At 70.1% G+C, this 17,242-nt stretch carries 11 protein-coding genes; 6 read left to right on the forward strand and 5 right to left on the reverse strand.

The features are described 5' to 3' along the window. Positions 1-66 precede the first annotated feature (66 nt). The 4 genes from nuoL to UA74_RS02610 all read left to right on the forward strand — a co-directional run bounded on the left by nuoL (position 67) and on the right by UA74_RS02610 (position 6,555). Entirely contained in the window at positions 67-2,001 is a 1,935-nt protein-coding gene (nuoL, locus tag UA74_RS02595; protein WP_075743331.1) for an NADH-quinone oxidoreductase subunit L, read from the forward strand. A gap of 100 nt (positions 2,002-2,101) precedes the next feature. After that, a complete protein-coding gene (locus UA74_RS02600) occupies positions 2,102-3,733 on the forward strand; it encodes an NADH-quinone oxidoreductase subunit M (RefSeq protein WP_075743332.1) in 1,632 nt (543 codons plus the stop codon). Between the two features lie 13 nt (positions 3,734-3,746). Further along, complete coding sequence (nuoN, locus tag UA74_RS02605) at positions 3,747-5,372, forward strand: NADH-quinone oxidoreductase subunit NuoN (protein WP_075738548.1); 1,626 nt, start codon at positions 3,747-3,749, stop codon at positions 5,370-5,372. A 130-nt stretch (positions 5,373-5,502) separates the two neighbouring features. Beyond that, a complete protein-coding gene (locus UA74_RS02610) occupies positions 5,503-6,555 on the forward strand; it encodes a polyprenyl synthetase family protein (protein WP_083682874.1) in 1,053 nt (350 codons plus the stop codon). A gap of 177 nt (positions 6,556-6,732) precedes the next feature. On the opposite strand, the gene rarD is transcribed toward UA74_RS02610, so the two are convergent. Further along, positions 6,733-7,719, reverse strand: a complete 987-nt coding sequence (gene rarD, locus UA74_RS02615) for an EamA family transporter RarD (protein ID WP_232237606.1) — start codon at positions 7,717-7,719, stop codon at positions 6,733-6,735. A 414-nt stretch (positions 7,720-8,133) separates the two neighbouring features. Here rarD and UA74_RS02625 point away from each other — a divergent pair, with 414 nt between their 5' ends. After that, positions 8,134-10,785 (forward strand): sunset domain-containing protein, encoded by a 2,652-nt coding sequence (locus UA74_RS02625; RefSeq protein WP_075738556.1) that lies wholly within the window; start codon positions 8,134-8,136, stop codon positions 10,783-10,785. A gap of 178 nt (positions 10,786-10,963) precedes the next feature. Here the strand turns inward: UA74_RS02625 and UA74_RS02630 are convergent, their stop codons facing one another. The 3 genes from UA74_RS02630 to UA74_RS02640 form a co-directional block, all read right to left on the reverse strand. Beyond that, positions 10,964-12,025 (reverse strand): 2-oxoacid:ferredoxin oxidoreductase subunit beta, encoded by a 1,062-nt coding sequence (locus tag UA74_RS02630; protein WP_075743333.1) that lies wholly within the window; start codon positions 12,023-12,025, stop codon positions 10,964-10,966. A 99-nt stretch (positions 12,026-12,124) separates the two neighbouring features. Further along, on the reverse strand, positions 12,125-14,038 hold the full coding sequence (locus tag UA74_RS02635) for a 2-oxoacid:acceptor oxidoreductase subunit alpha (RefSeq protein WP_075738558.1): 1,914 nt from the start codon (positions 14,036-14,038) through the stop codon (positions 12,125-12,127). A 279-nt stretch (positions 14,039-14,317) separates the two neighbouring features. Further along, entirely contained in the window at positions 14,318-14,800 is a 483-nt protein-coding gene (locus UA74_RS02640) for an Lrp/AsnC family transcriptional regulator (protein WP_075738560.1), read from the reverse strand. Positions 14,801-14,874: 74 nt separating this feature from the next. Between UA74_RS02640 and ddaH the strand changes: the two genes are divergently transcribed. Continuing rightward, positions 14,875-15,786, forward strand: coding sequence for a dimethylargininase (gene ddaH, locus UA74_RS02645; protein WP_083682875.1), 912 nt, complete (start codon positions 14,875-14,877; stop codon positions 15,784-15,786). A 128-nt stretch (positions 15,787-15,914) separates the two neighbouring features. Here the strand turns inward: ddaH and UA74_RS02650 are convergent, their stop codons facing one another. Then, positions 15,915-17,144, reverse strand: a complete 1,230-nt coding sequence (locus UA74_RS02650) for a sensor histidine kinase (protein ID WP_075738562.1) — start codon at positions 17,142-17,144, stop codon at positions 15,915-15,917. Positions 17,145-17,242 lie beyond the last annotated feature (98 nt).

The raw sequence follows: 17,242 nt of genomic DNA on the forward strand, positions 1-17,242 counted from the left end.
GGGTCGAGCGTGGAGACGTTCCTGGCCGCCCAAGGCTCGCTCGCCGAACCGAGCATCGCCGAGGGCGTGGCTCAATACGCGTGGCTGCTGGTCGCGCTGCCCCTGATCGGCGCCGTGGTGCTGCTGATCGGTGGGAAGCGCACCAACGCCTGGGGGCACCTGCTCGGCTGTGCCACGGTGATCGCCGCCTTCGTCTACGGGCTCGCGGTGTTCCTGTCCATGGCAGGTATGTCCGGCTCCGAACGGGTTCAGGAGCTGCACCTCTACGACTGGATTCCCGCCGGTGCGCTGAACGTCGAGTTCGGACTTCGCATCGACCCGCTGTCCATGGTGTTCGTGCTGCTGATCACCGGCGTCGGATCGCTGATCCACGTCTACTCGATCGGCTACATGAGCCACGACAGTGACGGCGGAGTCGGCCGGTCCAACAGCGAGCGTCGGCGGTTCTTCGCCTACCTCAACCTGTTCGTCGCGGCGATGCTGATCCTGGTGCTCGGCAACAGCTTCGTGACGCTGTACCTGGGCTGGGAGGGCGTCGGTCTCGCTTCCTACCTGCTGATCTCCTTCTGGCAGCGCAGGCCCGCAGCGGCGAGCGCCGCCAAGAAGGCGTTCCTGATGAACCGGGTCGGCGACGTCGGCCTCGCGGTGGCCATCTTCCTGATGTTCCGCGAGCTGGGCACGACCCAGTACACCGAGGTCTTCGCCAGGGCAGGCGAGCTCTCGCCCGGCGTGCTGCTGGCGATCGCGCTGCTCCTGCTGCTCGGTGCCTGTGGAAAGTCTGGTCAGTTCCCGCTGCAGGCCTGGCTTCCCGACGCGATGGAGGGCCCGACTCCGGTCTCCGCCCTCATCCACGCCGCCACCATGGTCACCGCGGGCGTCTACCTGATCGCCCGCGCGAACCCGATCTACACGCTGACCCCCGACGGCAGGCTCATCGTCACCGCGATCGGTGCGCTGACGCTGCTGATCGGCTGCATCATCGGCTGCGCCTACGACGACATCAAGAAGGTGCTCGCCTACTCGACGGTCAGCCAGATCGGCTACATGATCCTGGCGGTCGGCCTCGGCCCGGCAGGTTACGCGCTGGGCATCTTCCACCTGCTGACCCACGGCTTCTTCAAGGCCGGGCTGTTCCTCGGGGCAGGCTCGGTCATGCACGGCATGAACGACGAGGTCGACATGCGGAAGTACGGAAACCTCCGCAAGTACATGCCCGTCACGTTCATCACCTTCGGGCTCGGGTACCTGGCGCTGATCGGCTTCCCGTTCTTCTCCGGCTTCTACTCCAAGGACGCCATCGTCGCCGCCGCGTTCGCCGAGCCGGGCTGGCGCGGCTGGGTGTTCGGCGGCGCCGCCGCCCTGGGCGCGGGCCTGACGGCCTTCTACATGACCCGGCTGATGCTGATGACCTTCTTCGGCCCGGAACGCTGGAAGGACCAGAAGTCCGCCGACGGTCGGGACTTTCACCCGCACGAGTCCCCGGTGTCGATGACGGCGCCGATGATCGTGCTCGCGGTGGGCTCGGTCGCGGGCGGTTTCCTGCTCCAGTCCGGCGACTGGCTGATCAACTGGCTGCAGCCGTCGCTGGGCACGCTGGAGGAGCACCACGGCGTGCTGCCGCACTCGGTGATCCCGTTCATCGTGGTGGGTCTCTCCGCCCTCGGCGTCCTCGCCGCCTGGCTGGTCTTCGGCGCACGTCGCGTGCCCGCCGTCCGGCCTGCCAGGGTCTCGTTCCCGGTGCGGGCGGCCCGCGCCGACCTGTACGGGAACGTGCTGAACGAGGCCCTGTTCGCCCGCCCCGGCACGTGGTTGACCCGCGCCCTGGTCTACGTCGACAACAAGGGCGTCGACGGGGTCGTGAACGGTGCCGCCGCGTTGCTCGGCGGCTCCTCCGGACGGCTCCGCCGGACTCAGACCGGTTTCGTCCGCTCCTATGCGTTGAGCATGTTGGGAGGCTCGGTCCTCGTGATCGCGGCTCTGTTGATGGTGAGGTTCTCGTGATCACGAGGTCGAGTGACAACCCTCGAGTCGAGAACGTCGAGAACACGGTGGCCGAGAACATCCTGGCCGAGAGCATGAGGGAGGAAAGGTGAGCGGTTCGATGGTGCTCCTGGCGCTGCTGATCCTGCCGCTCGTCGGCGCGCTCGTCGTCGCCTTCCTGCGTGGGAACGAGCGAAACGCGAAGATCACCGCCTTGGCCTTCTCGCTGGTCGAGTTGGTGCTGGCCGCGCTGGCCTGGACGGCGTTCGACCCGGGCGGCCCCCGGCTGCAGCTGACCTCCTCGGTCGACTGGATCCCGGCGTTCGGCGTGCACTTCTCACTCGGGGTGGACGGCATCGCCCTGGTGATGATCGCGCTGATCGCGGTGCTGGTGCCGATTGTGATCGGTGCCTCGTGGGAGGACAGGCTGCCGGAGGGACGCACCGCGGCGGGCTACTTCTCGCTGCTGCTGGTGATGCAGTCGCTGATGGTCGGCGTCTTCGCCGCCACCGACGTGCTGCTGTTCTACGTCTTCTTCGAGGCCGTCCTCGTGCCGATGTACTTCATCATCGGCCGGTTCGGCGGCCCGCGCAGGCAGTACGCGGCCGTCAAGTTCTTCCTGTACTCGCTGCTGGGCGGGCTGATCATGCTCGCGTCGGTCATCGGTGTGTACGTGGTCAGCGCCGAGGAGCTCGGACAGGGCACCTTCGACTGGGAGACCCTGGCCGCCACCATCTCCGACGCGCCGCTGAGCACGCAGATCTGGCTCTTCCTCGGCTTCTTCATCGCCTTCGCGATCAAGGCGCCGCTGGTGCCGCTGCACACCTGGCTGCCCGACGCCGGTGCCGAGGCGCCGGTCGGAGCGGGCGTGCTGCTGGTCGGCGTGCTCGACAAGATCGGCACCTTCGGCTTCCTGCGTTACTGCCTCCCGCTGTTCCCCATGGCCAGCCAGGAACTCGCACCGTTGATCCTGGTGCTGGCGGTGGCGGGCGTGTTGTACGGCTCGCTGCTGGCCGTCGGCCAGAGCGACATGAAGCGGTTCGTCGCTTACACGTCGGTGGCGCACTTCGGCTTCATCGCGCTGGGTATCTTCGCCTTCAGCACGCAGGCCCAGACCGGTGCGGTGCTGTACATGGTCAACCACGGCATCTCCACCGGAATGCTGTTCCTCGTGGTGGGCATGGTGATCGCCAGGGGCGGCTCGCGGCTCATCCAGGACTACGGCGGTCTTGCCAGGCTCACCCCGGTGCTGGCAGGCCTGTTCCTAGTGGCGGGGCTCTCCTCGCTCGCGCTGCCGGGCACGAACTCCTTCGTCAGCGAGTTCTTGGTGTTGATCGGGTCGTTCCCGCGTGAGCCGGTCTACACCGTGCTCGCCGCGATCGGCATGGTCCTCGCCGCGCTCTACGTCCTCTGGGTCTACCAGCGGATCATGCAGGGGCCGCTGCGCGGCGACGCGCTGATCGGGCTGGCAGGCGGGCCGGGAGCCGCGGTCGACCCGAACTCGGAGTCGCTGCTCACGAAGCTCAAGAGCAAGGTGCCCGATCTCAGTGCGCGCGAGATCGGTGTGCTGGCACCCCTGGTGGTGTTGATCGTGGTGCTCGGGTTCTACCCGGCCCCGGTGCTTGAGGTGATCACTCCCTCGGTCGAGGCGACGATGACCGAGGTCGGCCTCAGCGATCCCGTGACGGGAGCGGATTCCACGGTCGGACCCGCGGCAGGCGGACCTGAGGCAACCGGTCAGGAAGGCGACTGAGGTGTTGACAAGCGTGTCCGTTCTCGCGCAGAGCGAGAACGTGGAGAGCTACTCGATCGACTGGTGGGCGATCAGCCCGCTGCTCGTCGTCTTCCTCGCTGCCTTCGTCAGCGTGCTGCTCGAGGCATTCCTGCCGAGGTCGAGACGATGGGCCGCCCAGGTCGGGCTGTCGATCGGAACGCTGCTGGTCGCGGCGTTCGCGATGATCCTCTACATCAACGAGGGTCTGCGCGTGGGTCTCGGGCTGTCGGAGGAGGTTCCCGTCGACCCGGCCTTCGCCGACGTCGCCCACCAGGTGGCGCCGGTGACGACCTTCAACGGGGCACTGGCCGTCGACGATCCGACGCTGTTCCTGTGGGGCACCCTGCTCGCCCTGGCGCTGCCGTCGTTCCTGATGATCGCGGACCGTTCGGTGGAGCCGGGCGGCGCGTTCGTCGCCCAGGCCGCGTTGCGACCGGGCTCCACGCAGGACCGCGCGCAGACGACCGCTCCGGGTATGCAGACCGAGGTCTTCCCGCTGGCGCTGTTCGCCCTCGGCGGCATGATGGCCTTCCTGGCGTCCAACGACCTGCTGACGATGTTCGTCGCGCTGGAGGTCCTGAGCCTGCCGCTGTACCTGATGTGCGGACTGGCTCGGCGACGACGGCTGATCTCGCAGGAGGCGGCGGTCAAGTACTTCCTCCTCGGCGCCTTCGCCTCGGCGTTCTTCCTGTACGGCATCGCGCTGCTCTACGGGTTCGCAGGCTCCGTGCAGCTCTCCGCCATCGCCCAGGCCACCGCGGGCACCGACCGGTCCGAGACCCTGCTGTTCGCCGGGCTGGGACTGCTGATCGTCGGTCTGCTGTTCAAGGCATCGGTCGGCCCGTTCCACTCCTGGACGCCCGACGTCTACCAGGGCGCTCCGACCCCGATCACCGCGTTCATGGCGGCCTGCACCAAGGTCGCCGCGTTCGGCGCGATCCTCCGGGTCCTCCAGGTCGCTTTCGAGGCGTCGAGCTGGGAGTGGGAGGGCGTGCTGTGGGCGGTCGCCATCGCCTCGATGGTGATCGGCGCCGTGCTGGGCCTCACCCAGACCGACATCAAGCGGATGGTCGCTTACTCATCGGTGGCCCACGCGGGCTTCCTGCTGGTGGGTGCGATCGCGCTCACCGAGGACGGCCTCGCGGGCACGATGTTCTACCTGCTGGCCTACGGCTTCACCACCGTGGCGGTGTTCGGCGTCATCACTCTGGTGCGGGACTCCGATGGTGAGGCTACTCACCTCTCCAAGTGGGCCGGACTGGCGAAGCGGTCACCCTTGGTAGCCGCTGTGTTCTCCTTCCTGCTGCTCGCCCTGGCAGGCATTCCGCTCACCAGCGGATTCATGGGCAAGCTGGCGGTGTTCTCGGCGGCGGTGGCGGACGGAATGGCTCCGCTGGTGGTGGTGGCCCTGATCGCGAGCGCCGTCGCCGCGTTCTTCTACCTGCGTGTCATCGTGCTGATGTACTTCAGCGAGCCTGCTTCCGACGGTCCTACGGTGAGTGTGCCCGGAGCCTTCACCACGGCTGCGATTACGCTCGGTGTGGTGGTCACGCTGCTGCTCGGCGTGCTGCCGACGTTGGCCCTGGACTGGGCAGGCATTGGTGGGTTCATCTCATAGGACCTGTCGGTGATCCTCCTTCGTCGCTGTCGGGGATCAGCGCCGACGAGACGCGCGGCGACACGCCGCGGCTCGTCGCGCTGTCCCCGATGACGCCGGAGAGCGGAGATCTGCGACAGGCTCGTGAACCATGAGCCCTTGGCGAGAAGGCGGCGGTGACGTGGCGGGCACGGGTCGGACTCAGGTCGGTGGAGGTCGAACCTCACAACTGGACATCGCGGACGCGGGACTGGCGGAGGACGTCTCCGCGAGCCTGGCCGAGGTCGAGGATCTGCTGCACGGCTTGCTGCGCAGCGATCTCGACTTCGTCACCGAGACGGCGCTGCATCTGGTCGACGCGGGCGGGAAGCGGTTCAGACCGATGTTCACCCTCCTCGCCGCGCAGTTCGGCGGGCAGGGCAGACCGGACGTGATCAAGGCGGCCGTCGCGGTGGAGCTGGTCCACCTTGCGACGCTGTACCACGACGACGTGATGGACGAGGCCACGATGCGGCGCGGCGCGCAGAGCGCGAACGTCCGCTGGGACAACGCGGTGGCCATTCTCACCGGCGACTACCTGTTCGCCAGGGCCTCCTATCTGGTGGCGGACCTGGGCACCGAGGTGGCCAGGATCATCGCCCAGACCTTCGGCGAGCTGGTCACCGGTCAGATGCGGGAGACCGTCGGGCCGAGCGCGGGAGCGGACCCGATCGAGCACTACCTGCGGGTGATCACCGAGAAGACCGGGTCGCTCATCGCGACGGCGGGCCAGTACGGCGCGATGCTCTCTGGCGCCCCGGACGAACAGATCGCGGCCCTGCGCAGGCTCGGACAGCTGATCGGCATCGCCTTCCAGATCTCCGACGACATCATCGACATCGACTCGCCTGCGCAGGAGTCCGGCAAGGTGCCGGGCACCGACCTGCGCGAGGGCGTGCTGACCCTGCCGATGCTCTACGCGCTTGCCGAGGAGTCGCCCCAGACCGCGCGGCTGCGCGAGCTGCTCGCAGGCCCGGTCGGCGACGACGAGCTGGTGCAGGAGGCGCTCGACCTGCTGCGGGCCTCCTCCGGGGTGACGGCGGCGCGCAAGACGCTGACCGACTACGCCGATGCGGCACGGCAGGAGTTGGCGGTCCTCCCCGCCCATCCGGCGCGGGATGCGCTGGGCAGCCTCATCGAGTACGTCGTGGCGCGCAGCAACTAGTGGTTGGCCGCGCCGGCTCCGCCCGGCGCGCCGTCGGTGGTGCCGGTCGGTGCGGGCCTGCTGGTCGGCGGACTCCGCTATTCAAGGACTCCGCAGTTCAAGCGCCGCGGATCTGCGCAGCGCCGAACGGGACGAGCGCGATCGGGCGGGCGCCTGCCGATCGGATGACGAGGCCGGTCAGAGCTGGTCGGGCGCGGAGACGGTCGACTCCGTCTGTCGCCGGGCCGCTGCTGCGGCGGCACCCGCCCGACGCGCCGTCCGCAGGGCGTCGATGCTGAAGATCGCCAGGGCGAGCCACACGAGACCGAAGCCGATCCAGCGGGAGGCGGGCATCGACTCGCCTGCGATGAGCACGGCCCAGAGCAGCTGCAACGTCGGCGCCAGGTACTGGAGCATCCCCATCACGGACAGCGGGATGCGTTGCGCGGCGAAGCCGAACAGCAGCAACGGGAGCGCGGTGACCGGTCCCGCCGCGATCAGCAGCGCGCTGTGCAGCGGCCCCTCGGCCAGGAACGTGGCAGCGCCGGTCACCTGCAACCACACCAGATAGGCCATGGCGAACGGAGCCAGCACCATGCTCTCCGCGGTGAGGCTGTTCAACGAGTCCAGCGGGACCGTCTTCTTGAGCAGCCCGTAGACCGCGAAGCTGCCTGCGACCACGAGCGCGATGACGGGCAGCCTGCCGTAGTCGAGCGTCACCACCAGCACCGCCGTCGCAGCCACGCCGAGGGCGATCCATTGCACGCCGCGCAGTCGTTCACCCAGCACCAGGACGCCGAGCAGCACGCTGATCAGCGGATTGATGTAGTAGCCGAGGGAGACCTCGATGACTCGCTCGGCGAGTACCGCGTAGATGTAGACGCCCCAGTTGACCGCGATCAGGATCGCCGCCACGGAGATCAGCGCCCACCGACGCGGACCGAGTCCGCGTAACGCGGACAGCCTGCCCAGGAACAGGCAGACGACGACCATCAGGACCAGGGTCCAGGCGAGTCGATGCGCCAGGATCTCGACCGGCGCGGCCTGATCGACCAGTGCCCAGAAACCCGGTGTCGCGCCCCACAACACGTAGGCACCCGTTCCCGACAACAGGCCGAGGCGACGCCCTCGCCCGGAACTCGCCGGGTCGGTCGTCGCGCTGTGATCAGGCGTCGTGGAGGGCACGGCGGCGAGCCTACGCCGAGGAGGATTCGCGTTTCCGCGATGGAATTCCCGGGACATCGCCACCCCGATTGCACGTTCGACCGCGATTCCTGGAAGGCTTGGGCACCGCTGAAGGGAGCCGGTCTCGGATCCGCGCGGGAATGGGCTGCGGTGGTGTTCTGACGTGGATCTTCCGGCCGTCGTCTCGGCCGGAGAACCGCAGGCGACGACATCGTGCTTGACGTGGCGACCGGGTCTGCTTCGATGGGGCCGGACCGCGTGGGACGGATCGGCGCGATTCGGCGAGACGGTCGACGAGACGACGTCGACCACCGGGCGGCAGCTCAGACTGCCGTTCACGGCGGATGGTCATGGCACCGCGTTCAGGGCCGTGCACGGCTCGGGGCGTGGCCGTGCAGCTAGGAGGGACTTCCTGTGACCTCGATCTTCGGGCAGGTATGGCTGTGGAGCCTGCTCGCCTTCGCACTAGGAGCCTTCGTCACCTGGGCGCTCCTGGTCCGCCCTGCTCGACAACGGCTCGCGCGACTCGACGGCGACCGTGCGGCCGGTGCCGAGCTCCAGCGCGGCGAGGAGACGGGGGAGGAGCCACGCCAGCCGAGGGAGCCCCGGCGCGATGCCGACTGGCTGCGCGGGGACCCCGACGGCGACGACCTGCTCGCGGGCCTGCGGGGCACCTCGCCCGACCCGACGCAACGTGAGCCGATTCCCGAGACCTACGAGGAGTTGTGGGAGGCCGCGCCGGAGCCCGTCCCGCACCCGCCGTTGCCGCCGAGGGCGCCGGAGCCGCCGCGTGCCGCGCGACCCGAGCCGACCCGTGCCGATTTCTTCACCGAGCAGCAGCCCGCAATTCGCCACGAGCAGCCCGACGAGTATCAGGATCAGCAACGCGCCGCCCGCGCGGCGGGCCCGCTCGACCAGTACCAGGGCCCGAGGGCCGAGCCGCAGGACCAGCGGCGGCGTCCCGAGTCGCGCGCAGACCAGACGGCAGTGATCAACAAAGCCGGACTTCCCGGCGCGCACGACGCTCGCCGCGCTGAGCTGACCAGTCGCCAGCAGCGGCCCACGCTCGGTGCGGGCGCCGGGGCTCGACCGCAGTCGGCGCGCGCCGGTCGACGGGACGAGGCGATCGGCTGGCCCGACGAGGGCCGAGACCTCCCCTCGACGCCGGAGGCGCAGCCGCACGACCCGTTGCCCGGGGCCGATCCGGACACCTGGCGGCCGTCCGAGCCGCGCGGCCTTGCCGAGCCTGCGCGTCCCCACCACGACACCCGACGCGGCCTCCCGACCCCTGAGGTCGGCCCGGTGGGAGCCTCGGCGGCCCCTGCCGAGTTCGACGCCTTCGAGGCCGCCTGGCCCCAGGGCGAGGACGCCGGACCGGGCGACGGGCCCGGCACGGGCGGCAGAGACGAACTCCTCGGCGACTTCCCCGACGCCTTCCCGGACGGTCCGTCGGCGGAGGACGCGGCCGCGAGCCACGGCGGCCCTGCGGCGGAGCCGTTCGACTCGGCTGCATCGTCGTCGGCACCGGAGTGGGCTCCGGGGGCGCGGGCAGATCAGGTGGACGAGCCGCGTACCGACTTCTTCCGTCGCGCCGACCTCGCCGCCGAGCAGCCCGCCGTCGAGCACGAGTGGCCGTCGTCGCAGGGTGCCGACTCGACCGAGCCGTCGGCGGACGCGGACGCGACGGCCTGGCCGTCGACCCTGGACGAGCCTGCCTCGGGCCGGGCCTTGGAGACGGACCCGGTCGACGAGGCGCAGGCCTCGGAGTCGGCGGCGCCCGCCGAGTCCGACCGTGAGCAGCGGGTCTTCGATCGTGACGAGGTTCAGGAGGACTCCGCCTGGCCCGAGGCCGCGGAGTTCCAGGACCACCCCGCCGATCAGGACCTCCCCGCGTCCTCGACGGCGCTGACCGGCCCGTCGGATTCGCCGGACCTGCCGCCGGTCTCCGACACCGCAGAGCGGGACCGAGGGGCGACACCCGAATCGAGCGCGGCGGCCGTCGAGGAGGACCACGTCTCCGTCGGGACCGATGGGCCGGGCGAGCTGCTCGACGAGGCGGCCGATGAGCACCTGGATCGCCCGCAGGACGCCCAGCCCGCCGCTGTCGACGTCACCGACCGCACGGCAGACGTGGAGGCTGCGGCGGACGCCGGGCCCGACGTCGGTCGGGAGGAGATGAGTGAGCAGACCGCGATGATCCCGATGGTGTCGATCTCCGACCACGACCACGACCACGATGCCGGCGCCGGCGCGGTCGGTGCTGCGGACTCCGCCGATCAGGACGACCCGTCGGAGAGCCAGGACACCGTCTCGCGGTCGGGTTCCTCAGCGTCGTCGAGCCTGCCTCCGGTCGGCCGATCTGCTGCGATCAACGAGAACAGGCCGACCACGAGCGACATCCCGCACGTCGCGGGGCGGCCGGCTGCCCGTCAGCTGCCGGTCGCGGCGGACCGCTCCGATCCGCTGATCGGTCTGGACGACCTGGAACTGGGCGATGCGACGCCGTCGACCGGCGATCGGGCGGGGGCGCCCGCCGAGGCCGTCGAGCCGGAGCGGGAGCGGTCCCTGTTCGAGCCCGTGCTGGAGGCCGACGGCGCCGCGCCGGGTCCCGCGCCCAGCGGCGGCGCTGCCGAGTTCGTCTGGTTCGCGGGTCGGGGGCAGGCGGGCAACCAGAGCGGTACACCACCCCGGCCCGCGTCGCCGGTCCCACCGGGGCCGCCGCCCGCCATCCCGAGGCCTGCCATCCCCACCCCGTCCAGCACATCGGGCCGGGAGCCCTGGATTCCGATCCAGGACCTGGAGGGCAACGAGCTGGACGCGGCGACGCTCACGCCGAAGGGCGCTCAGCCGTTCGGGCCGGGTTCGGCACCTGCCGCGCCGGACGGATCGGCGCCCACCGCCGACTATCGGGTCAAGGCGAATGCGAAGACCCGTATCTATCACACCGATCAGTCGCCGCAGTTCGGCACGGCCAAGGCCCAGGTCTGGTTCCGCAGTGAGGCCGACGCCCAGCGCGCGGGCTTCGCGCCATGGCACACCCGCAGGTCGGGGTCTGCCGGGCGTTGACCCGACCTGAGCCGGGGCGGGCCCGTGCGGGGCGCCCGCCCCTCCGCTCGGTGAACGAAAGGGCCGGGCCCGTCACCCGTTGCATGACCCGCCGTGGCAGTCGGTCGGCCGGTCCCGGCCGGGAAACCGGGGCCGGCCGCCCGCCGAGACCGGCCCCGCGTCGCACCGGGGCCTCGACTCAGCCCACGACCGTCCAGGTCTCCCGGCCGTGTAGCAGCGCGGCGAGGTCCGGTGTCTTCGCGGCGGCCTCGGCGACCTGGGCTCTGGCCTGATCGTCGTAGGTCGGCCGGGACACCGCACGGAAGACGCCGGTGACCGTCGGGTCCAGATCCTGGCCGCCCAGCCGGGACAGCGCGAACGCGTATCCGGGGTCGGAGCGGGTCACGTCATGGACCACCAGCGCCGCGCGGTCCACCTCCGAGGTCTTGACCACCCGCAGTTCGAAGCCGTCGGCCACCACCCCGTACTCGCCGTCGGCGCCGAAGACGATCGGCTCGCCGTGCCGCAGCGGGATGATCCGCCGCTCCCGTTCGCCCGGCTCCTTGAGCACGTCGAATGCGCCGTCGTTGAAGATCGGGCAGTTCTGGTAGATCTCGACCAGTGCGGTGCCCCGGTGCTCGGCCGCCGCGCGCAGGACCTCGGTGAGCTGTCGGCGATCCGAGTCGAGCGCCCTGGCCACGAAGGTCGCCTCCGCGCCGAGGGCCAGCGACACCGGGTTGAACGGGGTGTCCACCGAGCCTGCGGGGGTCGACTTGGTGACCTTGCCGACCTCCGACGTCGGCGAGTACTGGCCCTTGGTCAGTCCGTAGATGCGGTTGTTGAACAAGAGGATCTTCAGATTCACATTGCGGCGCAGCGTGTGCACGAGATGGTTGCCGCCGATGGAGAGCGCGTCGCCGTCGCCGGTCACCACCCAGACCGACAGGTCCGGCCGCGAGGTGGCCAGCCCGGTCGCGATGGCGGGCGCCCGGCCGTGGATGGAGTGCATCCCGTAGGTGTTCAGGTAGTACGGGAATCGCGAGGAGCAGCCGATCCCCGACACGAAGACGATGTTCTCCTGCCGCAGCCCCAGTTCGGGCAGGAAGGAGCGCACGGCGGCCAGCACGGCGTAGTCGCCGCAGCCGGGGCACCAGCGCACCTCCTGGTCGGAGGTGAAGCCCTTCGCGGTCTGCTTCTCGTCGGTTCGCGGGACGCCCTCGGTGCCACCGATCAGCGGCAGCCCCAGGTCAACAGCCGTCATCTGTCCTCCTCGAAAGCAGGTGCCCGGCGCGAAGTCGGGTCGTGAGGTCGGGCTCTCGTCGAAGCGGACGGTGGCCGGGTCCGCCTGCACGGTCGCGCGTCATGCGTCGACCTGCCGGATGACACCGGTCAACACGTTCTGCAACTCCTCGGCCTTGAAGGGCAGCCCCGCCACCTTCGTGTGGCTGACGACGTCGATCAGGTGACGTGCCCGGATCAGCATCGCGAGCTGACCGAGGTTCATCTCGGGGATGATCACCCGGTCGTAGGCGGCCAGTACCGTACCGAGATTGCCCGGCATGGGATTGAGATGACGCAGGTGCGCCGACGCGATCGACATCCCGGCCGCCCGCACTCGACGGCAGGCCGCGCCGATCGGGCCGAAGGTGGAGCCCCAGCCGAGGACGAGCACGCGAGCCTGTCCGTCCGGGTCGTCCACCGTCAGATCCGGCACGGTGATGCCGTCGATCTTGGCCTGGCGCAGCCGGACCATGCGGTCGTGGTTGTCGGGGGAGTAGGAGATGTCTCCCCGGCCGTCGGACTTCTCCAGGCCGCCGATCCGATGCTGTAATCCCGAGGTGCCCGGCACCGCCCACGGACGGGCCAGCGTCTCCGGATCGCGCAGGTAGGGCCAGAACTCCCCGGAGCCGTCCGGCGCGTTGGGCTCCGTAGCGAAGGCCACTCGGAGGTCGGGCAGGTCGTCCACCTCGGGGACCAGCCAGGGCTCCGAGCCGTTGGCGATGTAGCCGTCCGAGAGCAGCAGCACCGGCGTCCGGTAGGTGAGAGCGATCCGCACCGCGTCGAGCGTGACCGCGAAACAGTCGGCAGGGGAGGCGGGGGCGAGCACCGGGACGGGTGCCTCGCCGTTGCGGCCGAACATGGCCTGCAACAGGTCGGCCTGTTCGGTCTTCGTCGGCAGCCCGGTCGACGGGCCGCCGCGCTGGATGTCGCAGATCAGCAGCGGCAGCTCGGTCATCACCGCCAGCCCCACCGTCTCGGCCTTGAGCGCGATGCCGGGGCCGGAGGTGGACGTCACGCCCAGCGCCCCGCCGTAGGCCGCCCCGAGTGCCGCGCCGATGCCCGCGATCTCGTCCTCGGCCTGGAACGTCGTGACGTCGAAGTTCTTGTGCCTGCTCAACTCGTGCAGGATGTCGGAGGCAGGCGTGATCGGGTAGGTGCCCAGGAACACCGGCAGTTCGGCGAGCCTGCCCGCCGCGACGATGCCGTAGGCCAGCGCGGCGTTGCCGGTGATCTGGCGATAAGTGCCGGGGGCCAGCTTGGCGGGTGCGACCTCGTAGGTGACGGCGAAGGCCTCGGTGGTCTCGCCGTAGTTCCAGCCGGTGCGGAACGCCACGACGTTGGCCTCGGCGATGTCCGGTCGGCGTCCGAACTTCTCGCGCAGGAAGCGTTCCGTGCCCTCGGTCGGCCGGTTGTACATCCACGACAGCAGGCCGAGGGCGAACATGTTCTTCGACCGCTCCGCGTCCTTCTTCGACACGCCCAGCTCCGTCAACGCGGTCCTGGTGAGCGTCGCCATGGCCACCTCGTGCACCTGGAACTCGGCGAGTGAGCCGTCCTCCAGCGGATTCTGCGCGTAGGCGACCTTGGTGAGGTTGCGCTTGGTGAACTCGTCGGTGTTGACGATCAGGATGCCGCCCTTGGGCAGGTCAGCGATGTTGGCCTTCAGGGCGGCGGGGTTCATCGCGACGAGTACGTCGGGACGGTCACCGGGGGTGAGGATGTCGTAGTCGGCGAAGTGGAGCTGGAAGCTCGACACGCCGGGCAGCGTCCCGGCTGGGGCCCGAATCTCGGCCGGGAAGTTCGGCAGTGTCGCGAGGTCGTTGCCGAACGCGGCGGCCTCTGAGGTGAAGCGGTCGCCGGTGAGCTGCATTCCGTCGCCGGAGTCACCCGCGAAGCGGATGACGACGCGATCGAGCCGTCTGCCCGCCGGGCGGACGGCCGATCCCGTTCCGGGGCCGGCGTGGCCTGTGTCGTCGTGATCGGTCACCGTCATGGCTCGATTCCTCACGGCTGTCGGGGACAACGGCGTGGTCGGGCGGGGAGGGCATGGCGAACTGGGTGTCCGGCCCGCAGGCGGTCCGACAGACGTGTGACGGCGCTGCCGGGACAGGCTGGAGCGTAGAAGGCGGCACTCGACGCGGGATCGGGCCGGCAGGCTCAGGTCGTCGCGGCTCCCCCTTGAAGACTCCTGCCCGGTCTCGCCGGTGCATGCTCGTCTCTCGCCACCCAGCGTACCGACGGTTCATGGCCGAACGCTTGGATCATTCGGGGCTTATCGCGCCGGTCGTCCCTCCTGCCGTGCGCCCGTGGCGCCCTCCGGCATCGCAGGCCGTTCCAACAGTTTGGACAGCACCACCGTGGAGACGGTGCGGTCGATGAAGTCGACGGCCCGCAGCCGCTCCAGCGCCGTCTCGAGATGCTGGATGCTGGCCGCGCGCAGGTGCACGATCGCATCGGCCGCGCCGGAGACGGTGTAGGCCCCGACCACCTCGGCCAACGGTTCCAGCCCCACCCTGATCTGACCGGGCGCGACATTGCCGTGGCAGTAGACCTCGACGAACGCCTCGGTGCCCCAGCCGAGTGCCTCGGGATCGACCACGGCCGTGAAGCCGCGCAGCACGCCGAGGTCGAGCAGCCGGTCCACCCGTCGTTTCACCGCGGGGGCCGACAGACCCACTCGGGCGCCGATGTCGGCGAAGCTGGAGCGGGCGTCGGCCACCATGCACGAAATGATTCGATGGTCAGTCTTGTCCATACGAAACATTCTGCCTATGAAGACGCAATAGTGCGGCGTTGTTCGTGCGTCTTCGAGGATTTACATTTCGATCCATGACGGTGGCGGATGTGCGTGGTCTCGGCTCCCTCGACCAGCGGAGCGGTCTCACGGTGCTCCCGGTGCCTGCGGCACCCGACGAGCCGAGACTGCCGCGTGCCCGGCGGTACCTGATGTGCCCGCCGGAGTACTTCGAGGTCGCCTATGCGATCAACCCGTGGATGAACCTCGGGGTGGTGGTGGACCGGGCCGAGGCGATGCGCCAGTGGCAGGAGCTGCGCCGCACCTACGAGCGACTCGGCCACACGGTGGAGGTGATCACCCCGGAGCCCGGCCTGCCGGACATGGTGTTCGCGGCGAACTCGGGCACCGTGGTGGACGGGCGGGTCCTCGGCGCTCGGTTCCGCGCGCCGGAGCGGGCCGCCGAGGCGGAGCACTACCGCCGATGGTTCGGGGAGAACGGCTTCCGGGACGTGGTCATGCCCGCCTGCACGAACGAGGCGGAGGGCGACTTCACCTGGACCGGTTCAGTGCTGCTCGCCGGGACGGGATTCCGCACCGACCCGGCCGCACACGGCGAGGCCCAGGAGGTCCTGGGAGTCCCGGTCGTGTCGCTGCGGCTCGTCGACCCGCGCTACTACCACCTCGACGTCGCACTCTTCGTGCTGGCCGAGGGCGGGCCGGGCCGATCGCCGTTGGTGGCCTACCTCCCCGACGCCTTCTCACCGGGCAGCAGGCGGGTGCTCGCCAGGCTCTTCCCGGACGCCGTCCTCGCCACCGAACAGGACGCGGCCTGCCTCGGGCTCAACGCCGTCTCCGACGGCAGGCACGTCGTGCTGCCTCTGGAGGCGACCGGCCTGGCCGACCAGGTCGCCGCCCGAGGATTCGAACCGGTGTTCGTCGACGTCAGCGAGCTGCGCAAGTCCGGGGGCGGCCCGAAGTGCTGCACGATGGAACTGCGGGCCTGATCGGGTCCGACGGCGGGGCGACCGGCGCCTGACCGGGGCGGGGTGGCCGCCCGACGAGTCTCGGCTGCCCGGCAGGTGCGCAAACCGGTCGTGAGCCGGGCTGAGGTGCACGGGGGCGGCCCGCGACCTCAGCCTGGCGTCCCGTTCGCCTCGGCATCTGGAATCCACGCGGTGGCGGTGAGACCGCCCACCTGCTCGGCGGTCAGCTTCAGCGTCCCGTCGTGGGCTTCGACGATGGCTGCGATGAGGGTGAGGCCCAGCCCGTGGCCCTGCCTGCCGTTGCGGTCGGCGGACCGCCCCGCGCCCCGGAAGAAGGGCTCGGTGAGCAGCGCGAGCGTCTCGGGCGGCACGACCTCGCCGCTGTTCGACACCGTCAGCACGGCGCCACCCCGCTCGCGGGGGGCAGGCCCGCAGGTGACGGCGACCGAGCCGCCTCGGTGGTTGTGGCGCAGCGCGTTCTGCAGCAGGTTCATGGCGAGCTGCCGGAGCAGGACCGCGTCGCCGCACGCAGGCGCCTTCTCGACGTGCGTGGTGAGCGTGATGTCCACCTCGGCCGCCTCCTGACGAACCTCGGGCAGGGCCTCGGTCGCCACGTCGGCGAGGTCGACCGGTCCCGTCGACAGCGGGCCCCGGCCGATCTCGGACAGGTCGAGAAGCGCCTCCACCGTCTCGATGCTGCGTCGATTGGTGGCCTGCAGCCGGGCGATGAGCGTGGGGACGTCCTGGTCGTCGAGGCTGTCGGCGGCGACGTCGAGCATCGCCTTGCTGGTGGCCAGCGGGGTGCGCAACTCGTGCGAGGCGTCGGCGGCGAAGCGCTGGTGTGCCCGGAACGACCGGTCCAGCCGTTCCAGCATGGTGTCGAAGGTGTCGGAGAGGTCCTTGAACTCGTCGTCCGGGCCGCGCAGTGCCACCCGGTGGTCGAGCGAGCCGGTCCCTGCGCGCTGCGCCGCCGCGTTGAGCTGCTGGAGCGGTCGCAGCATCCGACCCGCGACGAGCCAGCCGACCCACGCACCCACCACGCCGATGACCAGCAGGACGGCGATCGAGACCACGAAGAGCGTGTCGAGCACGTCATCGCGATCACGGAGGGTGAGTGGCGAGGATCTGGTCACGTCGACGATGGCGACCTCGGTCGAGTCATTCCAGGGTTGTGCGGACCCTGCCGCGTTCGGGTCCAACCCCGTGGGACCGGTGGGACCGGTGGGACCGCTGGGACCGCTGGCGGGATCATCGACCCGCTGCGGCGTACTGATCGCGTAGGTCGGCACATACCGCATGAAGACGTTGATGAGCGTGACCATCGTCGCGCCGATGAACAGCAGCAGGCCGGTGTAGGTGAGGGTCAGCCTGGCTCGCACGGTGAGCCGGAATCGTCGGGAGGCCGAGTGCGTCGAGTCGGCTCCGCGACTCGGGTCAGGTGGTCTCCTCCGTCCCCTGCCCGGGTGCCGACTCGTCT

This window comes from Actinoalloteichus fjordicus (assembly GCF_001941625.1).
In the GTDB taxonomy this organism is placed as follows: Bacteria; Actinomycetota; Actinomycetes; order Mycobacteriales; family Pseudonocardiaceae; genus Actinoalloteichus_A; species Actinoalloteichus_A fjordicus.